The sequence below is a fragment of the Novosphingobium sp. SG707 genome, from assembly GCF_012275515.1.
GTDB lineage: Bacteria > Pseudomonadota > Alphaproteobacteria > Sphingomonadales > Sphingomonadaceae > Novosphingobium.
In genome coordinates this window covers 53,170-67,093 of the sequence record NZ_JAAZQL010000014.1, presented here as the reverse complement: position 1 = coordinate 67,093, position 13,924 = coordinate 53,170, and the positions used below count along the sequence as shown (strand labels likewise).

The following is a 13,924-nucleotide window of genomic DNA, read 5'->3' as shown; positions in this document are numbered from 1 at the left end:
CCCGACAGCTTTATCAGGCCACCGCGCGCGCCAGCAGCATGCCCGAGCGCGAGATCGACCTTGTGCCGCCGCTCGGGCGCGCCGCGCCCGAAGGCTGGGATGCCGCCTTGCCCCGCCCTTCGCGCATGATCGTGCCGCCCGAGCGGGTTGAGGTCACGGCCATGCTGCCCGATCATCCGCCCGCCATGTTTATCTGGCGCGGCAAGCGCTACCGCGTCGCCCGCGCCGATGGCCCCGAGCGCCTGCATGGCGAGTGGTGGCAGGCGGGCGGGCTGGAGGTCGAGACGCCGCTGTCGGTGCGCGACTATTTCCAGGTCGAGACCACCGAGGGCGGTCGCTACTGGATCTATCGCCTCGGTGACGGCACCCAGGCCGTCACAGGTCCGATGAGCTGGTTCATCCATGGCGCCTTTGCATGAGCGAAGACGCCGACCCCTTGGTCGGTGCCCGCTATGTCGAGTTGCAGGTCACCACCCATTTCAGCTTCCTGCGCGGCGCTTCCTCGCCTGAGGAATTGGCCGCTGCCGCAGCCAGTCTCGGCCTGCCTGCGATCGGCATCACCGACCGCAACAGCTTTGGCGGGCTGGTGCGCGCCTGGGACGCGCAGAAGGTGACCGGCATCCGCACGATGCCGGGCGCCCGGCTTGATCTGGTCTGCGGCACCTCGCTGCTGGTCTATCCGACGGACAAACCTGCCTATGCCCGCCTCTCGCGGCTGCTGACGATCGGCAAGCGCCGCGCCGGCAAGGGCGCGTGCCATCTCCATTGGGCGGATCTGGAGGACTGGCATGAAGGGCTGATCGCCATTCTCGTGCCGGATAGCGCCGATGCTGGCAATGAGCAGGCGCTCCAGCGCCTGGCCCGGCTGTTCGGGAACCGGGCCTATATGGCGTTGACGCTGCGGCGACGCCCGAAGGATGCCATTCGCCTGCGCGATCTGGCGACGCAGGCCGCCGCCGCGCGCGTGCCGACAGTGGCGACCGGAGACGTGCTCTACCACAGCCCGGACCGACGCATGTTGCAGGATGTGGTGACCTGCATCCGCGAGGGCTGCACGATCGACATGCTGGGCAAGCGCCGCGAGCGCTTTGCCGATCGTGATTTCAAGACGGCCGATGAGATGGAGCGGCTGTTCCGCCGCTATCTGGGCGACATCGCTCCGGTGCATCGCAGCGTCGAGATCGCCCGGCGCTGCACCTTCGATCTGTGCGAGTTGACCTATACCTATCCCGATGAGGTGGGCGATCAGGGCCTGACGCCGCAACAGGAGCTGGAGCGGCTGACCTGGGAAAAGGCCCCGGAGCGCTATCCCAACGGCGTGTCCGACAAGGTGCGCCGCCAGTTGCTCCATGAGCTGAAGCTCATCGCCGAGCTGAACTACGCCCCCTACTTCCTTACCGTTCACTCGATTGTGCGGTTCGCGCGCAGCCGGGGCATTCTGTGTCAGGGGCGCGGCAGCGCCGCCAATTCGGCGGTTTGCTTTGTGCTGGGCATCACTTCGATCGACCCGGTGCAGTCAGAACTGCTCTTTGAACGTTTCGTCAGCGCCGAACGGCGCGAGCCGCCCGACATCGATGTGGATTTCGAGCATGAGAGGCGCGAGGAGGTCATCCAATGGATCTATGAAACCTATGGCCGCGACCGGGCGGCCCTCACCGCCGTCATCACCCGTTTCCGGGCCAGGGGAGCGGTGCGCGACGTGGGCAAGGCGCTGGGCCTGAGCGAGGACATTTGCACCGCGCTCTCCGGACAGGTGTGGGGCTGGAGCCGGGACGGCGTGGAGGAGAAGCACGCGCAGGCGCTCAATCTCGATCTTGAAGACCGGCGGCTGCAACTGACGCTTGAGCTTGCCAGGGAGCTCATCAACACGCCGCGCCACACCTCCCAGCATCCCGGGGGATTTGTCCTGAGCCACGACCGGCTCGACGAGTTGGTGCCCATCGAGCCCGCCGCCATGGAAAACCGGCAGATCATCGAATGGGACAAGGATGACATCGACGCGCTGGGTCTGATGAAGGTCGATGTGCTGGGTCTGGGCATGCTGGGCTGTATGCGCCGGGCTTTCGTGCTGCTTGAGGACAGTAAGGGCATCACGCTGGATCTTGCCACGATCCCGCAGGAAGACCCCAGGACCTATGCGATGATCCGCAAGGCCGATACGCTGGGCACATTCCAGATCGAGAGCCGGGCGCAGATGGCGATGCTGCCCCGGATCAAGCCGACCACCTTCTACGATCTGGTGGTGCAGGTCGCGATCGTCCGGCCTGGCCCGATCCAGGGCGATATGGTCCATCCCTATCTGCGGCGCCGGGAAGGCAAGGAGACGATCACCTATCCCACCGAGGAATTGCGCCGGGTCCTGGAAAAGACGCTGGGCGTGCCACTGTTTCAGGAGCAGGCGATGCGCGTCGCCATCGAATGCGCGGGCTTTACCGCCAGCGAGGCTGACTTGCTGCGCCGTGCCATGGCCACCTTCAAACTGACAGGCGGCGTCTCGCATTTCCGGGACAAGCTGATCGATGGCATGGTGGCGCGCGGCTACACCGCCGACTTCGCGGAAAAGACCTTCACGCAGATCGAGGGCTTTGGCTCCTACGGCTTTCCCGAAAGCCATGCCGCCTCCTTCGCGCTCATCGCCTATGCCAGCGCCTGGATGAAATGCCATCATCCCGATGTGTTTTGCGCGGCGCTGCTCAATGCCCAGCCCATGGGCTTCTATGCCCCGGCGCAGATCGTGCGTGACGCGCGCGAGCATGGCGTCGAGGTGCGGCCCGTCGATGTGAACCATAGCCGATGGGACTGCACGCTGGAGCCCACCGGCAAGCGCTATCTGGCCGTGCGGCTCGGCCTGTGCATGGTGCGTGACCTCAAGAACGCCGATGGCGCGGCCATCGTGCTGGCGCGGCGCGATGAGCCCTATAGCTCGGTCGAGGAGATCCAGCGCCGGGCGCTGGTCAGCGGGCGGGCGCTGGAGCGCATCGGGCAGGCTGACGGTTTCGGCTCGCTGGACCTCTCACGGCGCAAGGGCCTGTGGTCGGTCAAGGGGCTGGGTGATGCACCCCTCCCCCTCTTTGCGGCCAGTGATGAACGGGCGGGCAAGCTCCGCGAGGAAGCGATCGAGCCCGAGGTTGAACTGGTAGCTATGAGGGACGGGGAAGAGGTGGTCGAGGATTATCGCACCACCAACCTGTCGCTCAAAGCCCATCCGGTTTCCTTCCTGCGCGCCGACCTTCAGGCGCTCAAGATGGTGGCCTGCGGCGATCTCGTCCATCTCAAGGATGGTCGCTGGATCAATCTGGCTGGTATCGTTCTGATCCGCCAGAAGCCCGGCTCGGCCAAGGGCGTCATGTTTATCACCTTGGAGGACGAGACGGGCGTGGCCAATCTCGTCGTCTGGCCAGCCCTTTTTGAAAAGCATCGGCAGGTCGTGCTGGGTGCCAGCATGATGGGCGTGCGCGGCCAGGTTCAGCGCGAGGGCGAGGTGATTCATGTTGTGGCTCAGCGGCTCGACGATCTCTCCCCGCTTCTCGCCAGTGTCGGCGGGCGGGGGGACTCTGGCGGGATATATCCCGTAGCCCGCGCGGATGCGGTCAAGCATGGCAGCGGGCCAGACCGCCGCGATCCGGAGGAGCGACCGCTTGGGCGCCCCGCCAGGAATATGTTTGATCCCGACCTTGCTCTTGGTTCCGGCATCATCCCGGGCCAGCCCACCGACGGGATCAAGGCGAGGACGCGTGACTTTCGATGAGGCGGGATGCTTGCCCTTCCCCGCCCCGCTGATAGGATTTGCCTATGTGTAATCGTGCCCGTTTCGCTGGTGAGCCGGAAGCCCTGTTCGGGGCCGCCAACAAGCTGTTTGGCGAGCGACCGCGCGACAATCGCTTCAATCCGCAGGAGTTGCGGCCCAAAAGCCGCAATTATGTGATCCGCGAGCGCGACACCGGCGAGCGAGGCTGGGATGTGATGACCTGGGATGTGCTGGGCGGAAAGGCGGCCTGGCCGATGACCAATGTGCGTCAGCTTGGTCTGCCCCAGTGGCGAAAGCTCGCGGAAAAGCCGGTCAACCGCTGTCTTGTTCCGCTCACCGAGTTCGCCGAGTTTACGCCCGACAAGCATGATCTGGGTGACGGCAAGCCACCGCTCAAGGGGGAGATGTGGTTCTCCCTCCCCGATCAGCCGGTCTTTGCCGTGGCGGGCTTCTGGCAGGCGACAGCCGAGGGGAACGCCTTCGCGATGGTGACATGCGATCCCAATGAACTGGTTGCGCCCATCCATCCCAAGGCGATGGTCACAATCCTGCGGCCCGAGGACCACGATACTTGGCTGCGCGGGAGCTATGATGAGATTGTGGCCCTGCAGCGACCCTATGACGCGGCGGCGATGACGGTGCGAGGGCCGGTCTTTCCCACGCGGGAAAGATGATTCAGCCTTTTAGGCTGATAAATCGGGCCTGCATAGGATCGTAGGTACAGTTGGTGATTGTCCCGTCAACGACCCGTGACACCAACTCGTTGATGCATCCTAAGGGGACAAGAAACCACTCACGCGGCTGCACAGTTTTGCCAAAACGATCGCCGGCCGCCAGATCGAGCCGAGCAGCCGCCAATGCCTTGTGAATGAGACTCTCCATTTTGCTGCGGTTGATGTTGAAGAGCTGGTATTCGGCGACAACCTCGACATCAGCCAGCAGGAAGGTCGGGTCATTGCGGGCATTGGCCACACGATGGGCAACACTCTGCCCGGTCACGCCGATCTTGTGGATCAGTTCCCTGTGCTCCGCGACATAGGGGTGGGCCGACTTGCTGCGTAGAACATAGATCGTGCCGCTCGCCAGATCGTCAGGCTCGGCCACGTCGCCAAAAAGTGGCCCCGCGCTCAAGGCGGTGATGCGGCGCGCAGTCTCATCGCGATAGAGCGCCTTCTGGAATGACCGGGCCAGCATGGTCGCCTCGGTGCCATTGTCGTAGATGACGCGCACACGCCGATCCTTGCGCTCATACTCCGTCACAAAGGCGTCTGAGGTGTCCGCGATAAGGGCCATCTGCCCAGCCACGATGAAGAAATTGCCGGGCCGAACCTCATCGAGAGTGACCTCTGTTTGATCGACTGCCTTGGCCTCGCGTGCGCCTTTGGCCAGATCGGCCTGTACCCGTTCGATTTGGGGCTTGAAGGTCTCGAAATCCTCGCACTTTTCGCGATTGGCGATTTCTTCGGCTGCGCGCTTTTCCGCACGCGGCGCGACATGGCGCAACTGCGTGATGTCGTCTGGTGCGCCCGGCGCGATGCCCAGTTCCGCGAGCAGCGCGTCGTCGCCCAATTCCTGGGGCGCCACGGCTGCTGGGCCATTGCCATCCAGCAGGCCATCACGATCGAGACTGGCCAGCAATTCGCGCGCTTCCGGAAGGCTGCGCAGGCGGTCTAGCCGCACTGCATAGAGGCGCTCGAAAATGTCACGGTCATCGCCGTGCCGAGGCAAATGCCCATGCTCAGCCACAAAGCGCTGAATATCCTCAAAACCGGCAATGATCCGTTCTTGCAGCGGTGTCAGGGCACGCTTCGGCTCTGCCGTTGTCTCGACGCCCAGTTCGGCCAGAAGTTCAAGATCGCTAAGCTCAGCCATCAGCCGCCGCCTTTGCCGCATGGCGTTGCAGGAAGGCGATACCCTCGGCCATCTTGCGCTCCCAGGCATCCTGCGAGGTCAGCGAGGGAAGGCGCCCGCGCTCCCGCTTGAACTCCAGCGCGCGCTCGGTCAGCATCCGCGCATCCTCGTAGGTCAGCTTGTCCTTCTTGGCGTTGATGACAGCCTGCACCTGCAAGAGGGTCTTCTCGTCCATCGCCTTGGCCAGCACGGCATAGGTGGCGTCAAACGGATTGACGCGGTCGATCAGATCGATGTCGAGGTCGGTAACGCTCAGGGCAAATTTGCGGACCCCATCGATAAAGGCCGTGCTGCCCGAAAACTCTCCGTCGACCACATCGCCGACCATCGCGGCCTTGGCCTGCTGAGTCAGCGTCAGGGCGGCAATGGCGTGCTGGCGAACCGCTTCCTGGTCATCTTCGCTGAGGTCGGGGAATTTTTCGCGAATGATCTTGCCCATCTTCAGCTGAGTCAGCTCCTCGGGCACCACTTCGGTGTCGAACATCCCACGCTCCAGTGCCGATTTGTCCTGCACGAAGCTGGCGATAACTTCATTGAGATCCTCGCGGCAAATGCGTGTTGCCTCTATGCTGGTCGGCAGCTTGAGGCCCTTGATCTCGAAATGCATCTGGCCTTGGGCGTTGACGCCGATGTTGGTCGCCCCCTCCTGATAGCCATCTGGACCATAATCAAAATCCGGCTTGGGGCCGGCATCCTTGGGCGTGAACTCGAAACGCGGAGCCAGCACCTGTTCCATCAGCAGGCTGGCGGCAATGGCCTTGAGATAATCGTTGATGGCGTCGACCACCAACGGGTCGTCAGCCGCAGGTTCTGCAATCAGATTGGTAAAGCGCGCCCGCGTCTTGCCCGGCGCATCGCGGGTGGCGCGGCCGATGATCTGGATGATTTCTGTAAGGCTGGAGCGATAGCCCACCGTCAGCGCATGTTCGCACCAGATCCAGTCGAAACCTTCCTTGGCCATGCCCAGCGCGATAATCACGTCAACGAAATCGCGATCGCTACGCGCGGCGGCGGATTTCAGCGAGGCCACCACGCGATCCCGCTTGGAAGCATCATCGTCGACCAGGTCCGCGACCTTGATCGTGGCGCCGCTGGCTGTCTTGAGCAGATGAAAGCCGGTTTCCGGATCAACCCCGTGCCATTCACCCAAATGGCCCATGATGTCTTCAGCTTCGCGGTGCTTGTCCTTCAGGCTTTCGCGCGAATTGACCGAAGGGATGTGGACGATGGTCTTGATCGTCGGGTCGAGCAGCGCCGAGATCTTCTCGGTATAGGGGCCGGTGTAGAAGCTGTAGCCAATGTCCAGCACCTTGAGATACTGATAGCCGTTGAGTTGCTCGTAATAGGTGTAGGTGACCGTCTCGAACTTGGCTTCGTCATCGGGTGCCAGCACGGGGATGGCGTCGCCCCGGAAATAGCTGCCGGTCATCGCCACGATATGCGCCTTGTCGCGCCCGATCAGTTGGGCGAGCTGCGCGCCCAGGCGGTTGCCAGCATCGGCAGAGACATGGTGGAATTCGTCGATGGCGATGAGTGCAGTGTCGAAAGCTTCAACGCCCATTTCGTCAAAGGCAAAGCGGAAGGTCGCGTGTGTGCAGACCAGTACTCTGGCATCGCTGGCCAGAAATTCGCCGACAGCCTTGACCTTGGACTTGGCTACCTTCGGGTCATCAGCGCCGGGCGTGTTGCACAGGTTCCATTGCGGCGCGACTTCCCAGTCGGCCCAGAAGCCATGCTTGCTCAGCGGCTCGCTGTTGAAACTGGCGCCGATCGAGCGTTCCGGCACGCAGACGATGGCCTTCTTCACGCCTTGGTTGGTCAGCTTGTCCAGGGCGATGAACATCAGCGCGCGCGACTTGCCCGAAGCAGGGGGCGACTTGATCAGCAAATATTGCTCGCCACGCTTGTCATAGGCCCGCGCCTGCATCGGGCGCATCCCCAGCTCATTCGCCTTGGCGGTTTCGCCAGTGCCGGCGGGGCGGAAGGTGACGGTTGGGATGATGTCGGCATTCTGGGTCATTTGAACAACTCGCTATGGGTTCCGGCGCGCACGAAAACGAGCGTGCCGCCCGGTCCCGCTGTGTCGTCCACTTCGTAGATCAGCAGGAAATCCCCGCCGATGTGGCATTCTCGTGTGCCTGCCCATTCGCCTTTCAGCGCGTGATCGCGCCATTCGGGCGGCAGCGGCGCATCATTGGCGATCAACAGCAGCATCGCCTCTTTGAGCTGGCCCATGTCATAGCGACCAGAGCGCGAGAGGCGCTCCCAGTCTTTCCTGAACGCTTTGGCCAGATCAAACGTGCGCGGCAGCTTCGCGGACTTATCCTTCTTTGCCATCGAGGTCGGCAAACATGGCATCAGGATCGGTGAAGCGGGCGCGGCGCTCGGCGATGATGGCACGCGCCTCGTCCAGCGCGGCGCGGGTTTCGGCGTTGGGCACCTTCAGCTCCAGCGGGAAGGCTTGGTCGACCGCGATGCGGTGGAACAGCAGGCGCACGGCGTCGGACGCGGTCAGCCCCATGGCCGCCAACGCTTCTGTGGCTTTTGCCTTCAAATCATTGTCCATGCGGATATGCAGCATGGAGCTTTGGGACGGCACGTGGGGTGCGTTCATCCGAGCCTCCTGTATCTCAAATGAGAGATACGCCGATGGCGCGAAAAGTCAATGTCGCGCCCATCATGCCGCTGCCTTGCCGCCGGTCATTTTGGTGTAGAGATCGAACAGCTTTTCCAGCCTTTCGGTGTCGTTCTTGAAACGGCGGCCGATGTAGATCCGCTCCAGCACCTCATCGTTGCGGTCATGCGCGTGGCGCAGGTTTTCCGGCATGGTGTCGGGATCGTACAGATCGGCGATGGTTGCAGGAAAGTGCGCCTCGCGCGCCAGCAGGATATCCTCGGCGCATCGGGTGAGGTCGGCCTTGTTCTGCTCCGTCAGCTTGGGGATGGGGAAAGTGTTCCAGCCAAGGGTGTTGGAATAGGAAAAGTCGGTTCGCATCCGGCGACAGACGTTGCCAATCCAGTTCCAATGCAGGCGGGAAACGACAAGTGAAAGTGCCCATAGTGGGGCATCGAATATTCCATATGCCTGAAATGAAATTACAACACGTGCATCGTAAAGGTCCGCTGGTAGGTAAGGCCTGTTTTCAGACGAGACGCCAGGGACGACGATCAAATTGCTCTTTGCGAGGAACCTGTCACGGAATCGGTGCGGAGATTGAACGAGATTTTGTGCTGTTTTGTCGGCCTTTTTTTCGCAGCGTGCTTGGCGCACCTGAGCAAGTCGATCGCTGATTTCTGGGATTTTGGAGACTTCATCGACCTGAGTGTCATCGATCCAAAAACAATGCCGAGGTACGCCTCTAATAATCTCGGATGAACCTGCGTAGGGGCGTATAAACTTCTCTAGCTCCGGCCTATGCTCGATCAAATCGCGCTTTTCGTCATTCGAGAAAATCAAACTCGATCCATAGTATGGATGATTTCCAAGTGTCATTTCAGGAATATCCGAAATGGCATTCCTTGATGCACTCACAATGACATCGGAGTTTGGAATGAGGTATGGGCCAATGCAGTTAACTGCCCGGGCAATACTTTCTTCGCCATCTTCAGTGAATAGCGTCGCTCCAGCGCGCTGGGCGTTTTGAATGCCAAATGCGATAACCGTTACGCCCGCGTTATTTGCGGCTAGATTCCGCCACAAAAATGAGGGGCGCGCGAAAAAAATTTCCTGAGACTGGCTAAAAACAAGAGGCCATATAATAGGAGCTTGAGATCCTTGGCAGATCGAATTGGTTGTAACAAAGGCGGCCTTTGACCCTACTATTTTATTAAATTGAGCTGCCTTCAGAAGCCAGCAGGCGACATAATCAAGGTTTCCGAAATTTTTCGTGGTGGCAGAAAAAACAGTGGTGATGTCATTCTTCTGCTGTTCCGTTTGTCGGTTGAAGCCTGTGTATGGCGGGTTGCCGCAGATATACGTCTCTCCACCTGCGTTTTCAAAATCGATCTCGGTCTGGTTCAAGGGCGTATTGAACAGGTCATCGCTTCTGACCTTGACCGCCGTTTCTGATGCCCCCCACAAGCTCAGCCAGTCGAGCCGCAAAGCGTTCCCGCAGGTGATCCAGTTCTGGCTATCCAGCGGCAAGAAATCGGCCAGCGCCTCTTTCTGACCTCGATACAACACATCACACTGAAATTCGGCGATGATCAGCGCAAGTCGCGCGATTTCGGCCGGGAAGGGGCGCAGTTCAATGCCGCGGAAATTGGTCGCTGGGATCTCGCTCTTGCGCTCCGGCTCGCCCCGTCGCGTGTTGATGATCGCCTCGATTTCGCGCATTTGCTTGTAGGCGATCACGAGGAAATTGCCGCTGCCACAGGCCGGGTCGAACACGCGAATGCGCGCCATGCGATTGCGCAGGTTCAGCAGCTTGCGAGGATTGTCGCCAGCCTCTTCAAGCGCCGCCCGCAGATCGTCGAGGAACAGCGGGTTCAGCACTTTCAGGATGTTGGGAACGCTGGTGTAATGCATGCCCAGCGCGCTGCGCTCATCATCGTCGGCCACAGCCTGGATCATGCTGCCGAAAATGTCGGGATTGATCTTCTGCCAGTCGAGGTTGCCAATTTGGATCAGGTAAGACCTGGCAATGCGGCTGAAGCGCGGGACATCGGTGCTGCCCGAAAAGAGCTGGCCGTTGACGTAGGGAAACACGTCCGCCCAGCGCGGCGTGCCAGCGGCCTTGCGATAGCGGTCGTCCAGCTTGCCTTCGTGGCGGGTGGGCGTGTCCATCGCCTTGAAGATCGCGCTGATAACTTCATGCGTATTGCTGGAATCGCGCTCGGACATCTGGTCGACGGTGCGAGTGAACAGGCCTTCGCCGTGGAAGATGTCGGTGTCTTCCGCAAAGAAGCAGAAAATCAGTCGCGCCATGAAGTGGTTCATGTCGGCTCGGCGCTCGGCCGCAGCCCAGTCGGGGTTGTCCTTCAGCAGTTCGACATAGAGCTTGTTGAGCCGGCTGGTCGCCCGGATGTCGAACGTGCTTTCACGGATCTGTTTGACGGTGGTGATGCCAGCCAAAGGCAGAAACAGGCCGAAGTGATTGGGGAAATCAGCATACTGGCAGGCGACAGTCTCGCCGGTGGCCAACTCCTCTGCCTGAAAGTCCGCGCCATCGGTCGCAAGGATGAACTTGGCCTTGGCGGCTTGAGTCTTGGGGCTGGCGCGTAGGGCTTGAAGCGTGGTGTTGACGGCCCCAGTCGGGCAGGTGGCAATGTGGATGTTGCTGCGCTGGAGGACGCCGCCGGGCACGTCCGAACCATTCGACGCACCGGTGCGCAACTTCTTGAGCGTGGTTGCCTTGTTTCCGAAGGCTTCCAGAAAGGCATACGGAAATTCCGCCGCATCAAAGGGGACGGCGGCAAGGTCGGTGATGGCTTGTTCGATTTCGACGGCGTTCATGATAGTCCGTTTAGGCTGCTTCCCTTTGTCACTGCAAGCGCCGCCTGGCATCTAAGATCGCTTCAAAATGTCGATGGTGGAGAGGGTTGTGAGGGTGAGCGCTCTGCCGCGAGCGGCGAGAGATCCTTGTATGCATGGAGCATTCCGTGTGTCGCGCCGAGTTTCTCAGACTTGAGGTGCTCGTCCACCGCTTACTGGTTTGCTGCCACTCTCAAACGCAACGATCGCGGTAGTCTGTTCTTCGATCAGAGCCTGAAACGCCTGGAATGCGCCAAAGCAATGGTCGCGTTCTATCGCGAGCAGATCGGCAACCTCAGCCACAGTTAGCGGATTGGTGCCGCCAAACGCATAGCGTACCCTGCCGCCGACCACCTCGCGCTTAACCGTCGCAGTGATGCCCACTACGAAGCGTGACGAAAAGCCGTGATTGTAGGTGTTGCGGAAATCATCAGATGCTCGTTTAAACACCTTCCCGGCCAAAGGCTCCAGTTTCAGTTTAAAAGCTCGATATTTTTTCCACTGCGAGGCATAGGGTTCAATATCGTTAAGATATAAATTCTTATCTGGAAAATCGTCCTTCCAATCCCGCCCGTCGGTAGCCTGATTAGCTTGATGGGATAGGTGTCCGACGGCGTAAGCGAACCGTGACTTGATCGCGTAGGGTTGACCGAGCGCAACCGTCCCTAGGGTGTCGATGAACTCATGGCTCACCTCATGCCTGTCGGCGTCGTCAAGCGCGGTCAATACGGTGTCCCAAGCGTGCAGCCGGTGCACATGATTGGTAAGATCGTTAATGATATTGGCCAGTTCCGTTGCATACTCGCTAAGCATCTGGCTGTACGCCATCCACGGCGGGCTAAGCGAGTCCGGCAGCGTCCACCACCGATAAGGCATGAACTTGCCGCCAACAGGCTTCGCATCGAGCGCGGCTCGATAGGCTTTATAAAATTTGGCTAACTTTTCGGAGCGCTCGCGGGAGAATTCATCGGCCATGGATTGCCAGATAGCAGCCAGATCGCGCTTCGGCGACTATTGTCTGCGACTGGTGGAAGCTGACGTTCGGCATGTGGCGTTCATGTGCCTCATTTCTGCCACGACGCGGCTTTCGCTTCTGGCGGCATGCGCCCTAACCCACGCTAGTCCGATGCAGCGGTGGAAACGTCGGCCTACCCGAACATAGGCTATGTCGCGCGTTTTGCCATGACGATCACTGCAATTGCTGATTTGGTCGACGTTCATGGCTTTCGGCCACCTTCCAATAGCTGTCGCCTTTCATTTTGCCCAAAAAATTCTGGCAACGTCCGCTATTCACTTGTCGTGCTCTGCCCCCTTAAAACTGGATCGTTTTGAAGTGGAGTTTTGTGCCGTAGATTTCCTTGGCTGGACGAGGAGTCGTGGCATGAAAGCATCGAAGTTCACGGACGCGCAGAAGGCTTTTATCATCAAGCAGGGTGAAGAAGGAGTGGCCGTCGCGGAGGTCTGCCGGAAGGCGGGGATCAGCCAGGCGACGTACTTCAACTGGAAGAAGAAATACGCGGGGCTGTTGCCGACTGAAATGCGTCGGCTTCGCGAACTTGAGGACGAGAACGGGCGGCTCAAACGGATTGTCGCCGACCTGACGCTGGATCGCGAGATGTTGCAGGATGTCATCAAGCGAAAGCTGTAGGGCCGGATCGGAAGCGCACGCTGGTGAGCGGGATGATGGCCGATTGGGGAGTATCGATCAGACGAGCCTGCAGGGCGCTGACCGTCGATACCTCAACCTACCATTACAAGTCCCGCCGTACCGATCCGGCCATTCTTAAAAAGCGTGTCAGAGAGATCTGCGAGACGCATGTCCGCTACGGCTATCGCCGGGTGCATTATATCCTGCGCCGGGATGGCTGGCCTGTGAATGTGAAAAAGGTCTATCGTCTTTACAGGGAGTTGGGTCTCCAGCTGCGCAACAAGACACCCAAGCGGCGGGTGAAAGCCAAGCTCCGCGAGGACCGAACGGCTGCCGCCCACTCGAACGATGTCTGGGCGATGGACTTCGTTCACGACCAGTTAGCGACCGGCCGGAAGCTGCGCATACTGACCGTCGTGGACACGTTCTCGAGGATCTCGCCGGTGGTCGATCCGCGCTTCAGCTACCGCGGCGAAGACGTGGTCGCGACGCTGGACAAGGCATGCCGGGTGGCGGGGTACCCGAAAACAATCAGGGTGGATAATGGCAGCGAATTCATCTCGCGCGACATGGATCTGTGGGCTTACCAGCGGAACGTGATTCTGGACTTCTCCCGCCCCGGCAAGCCCACAGACAACGCCTTCATCGAAGCCTTCAACAGCAAGCTGAGGAGCGAATGCCTGAACACCCACTGGTTCCTTTCGCTGGAAGACGCTTGCGAAAAGCTGGAGAGGTGGCGTAGACACTATAACGAGGACAGGCCGCACAGCGCGATTGGGAATATCCCCCCGATCATGCTGACAAACTCACCCGGTGCCACCAGCCCACCGGGTCCGAGCAAGGCACAAAACTCCAGCTACAGGCGGTCCAAGGTTGGGTAGCAGAGCACAAGGCACAAAACTCCAGCTACAGGCGGTCCAAGGTTGGGTAGCAGAGCATTAACCGCCGGACTCTCGTTATGACTGAGGGACTGACGGGGGGCAGGTCAGCGACTTCTGTCAGGGAAGGATATTCAACGATCTTGCAGAAGACAACCGGGTCTAGGCGATTGCGCTATGGTGGGCTTTGCCCGCCGCCATAGGAATCATTTCCGGAGCTAGATTGGCGTGTCGAGAGCTTCCCTTTATCTATCTCAAATTCAAGG

Annotated in this window: 10 protein-coding genes; 4 read left to right on the top strand and 6 right to left on the bottom strand. The window is 60.2% G+C overall.

Translation table 11 applies throughout. From position 1 onward, the window contains the following. The 3 genes from FHW92_RS23840 to FHW92_RS23830 form a co-directional block, all read left to right on the top strand. On the top strand, positions 1 to 419 hold a 419-nt coding region (locus FHW92_RS23840; RefSeq protein WP_246870401.1), incomplete at its 5' end, for a DUF6504 family protein. Next, positions 416 to 3,748 (top strand): error-prone DNA polymerase, encoded by a 3,333-nt coding sequence (locus FHW92_RS23835; RefSeq protein WP_168605790.1) that lies wholly within the window; start codon positions 416 to 418, stop codon positions 3,746 to 3,748. The genes FHW92_RS23840 and FHW92_RS23835, both read left to right, overlap by 4 nt. 44 nt (positions 3,749 to 3,792) lie before the next feature. Continuing rightward, on the top strand, positions 3,793 to 4,422 hold the full coding sequence (locus tag FHW92_RS23830) for an SOS response-associated peptidase family protein (RefSeq protein ID WP_168605789.1): 630 nt from the start codon (positions 3,793 to 3,795) through the stop codon (positions 4,420 to 4,422). 1 nt (position 4,423) lies between these two features. Here the strand turns inward: FHW92_RS23830 and FHW92_RS23825 are convergent, their stop codons facing one another. From FHW92_RS23825 to FHW92_RS23800, 6 genes are all read right to left on the bottom strand, one after another. Next, entirely contained in the window at positions 4,424 to 5,620 is a 1,197-nt protein-coding gene (locus FHW92_RS23825) for a GIY-YIG nuclease family protein (protein WP_168605788.1), read from the bottom strand. Then, positions 5,613 to 7,679 (bottom strand): DEAD/DEAH box helicase, encoded by a 2,067-nt coding sequence (locus FHW92_RS23820; RefSeq protein ID WP_168605787.1) that lies wholly within the window; start codon positions 7,677 to 7,679, stop codon positions 5,613 to 5,615. Before FHW92_RS23820 ends, FHW92_RS23825 begins: the two co-directional genes overlap by 8 nt. Continuing rightward, on the bottom strand, positions 7,676 to 7,996 hold the full coding sequence (locus FHW92_RS23815; protein WP_018076137.1) for a type II toxin-antitoxin system YafQ family toxin: 321 nt from the start codon (positions 7,994 to 7,996) through the stop codon (positions 7,676 to 7,678). The genes FHW92_RS23820 and FHW92_RS23815 overlap by 4 nt, the downstream gene beginning before the upstream one ends. Then, the gene (locus FHW92_RS23810; RefSeq protein ID WP_168605786.1) at positions 7,980 to 8,240 is read right to left on the bottom strand and encodes a type II toxin-antitoxin system RelB/DinJ family antitoxin; all 261 of its coding nucleotides are present in this window, start codon (positions 8,238 to 8,240) and stop codon (positions 7,980 to 7,982) included. The genes FHW92_RS23815 and FHW92_RS23810 overlap by 17 nt, the downstream gene beginning before the upstream one ends. Before the next feature lie 96 nt (positions 8,241 to 8,336). Beyond that, the gene (locus FHW92_RS23805; RefSeq protein ID WP_168605785.1) at positions 8,337 to 11,114 is read right to left on the bottom strand and encodes a DNA methyltransferase; all 2,778 of its coding nucleotides are present in this window, start codon (positions 11,112 to 11,114) and stop codon (positions 8,337 to 8,339) included. A 165-nt stretch (positions 11,115 to 11,279) separates the two neighbouring features. Next, the gene (locus FHW92_RS23800; RefSeq protein WP_168605784.1) at positions 11,280 to 12,107 is read right to left on the bottom strand and encodes an integrase; all 828 of its coding nucleotides are present in this window, start codon (positions 12,105 to 12,107) and stop codon (positions 11,280 to 11,282) included. 406 nt (positions 12,108 to 12,513) lie between these two features. On the opposite strand from FHW92_RS23800, the gene FHW92_RS23795 reads away from it, so the two are divergent. Beyond that, positions 12,514 to 13,661 (top strand): IS3 family transposase gene (locus FHW92_RS23795; RefSeq protein ID WP_168605783.1). Its coding sequence is split into 2 segments (ribosomal slippage): positions 12,514 to 12,775 and positions 12,775 to 13,661, totalling 1,149 coding nucleotides; the frame shifts between segments, so codons are not numbered across the junction. Positions 13,662 to 13,924: the final 263 nt, after the last annotated feature.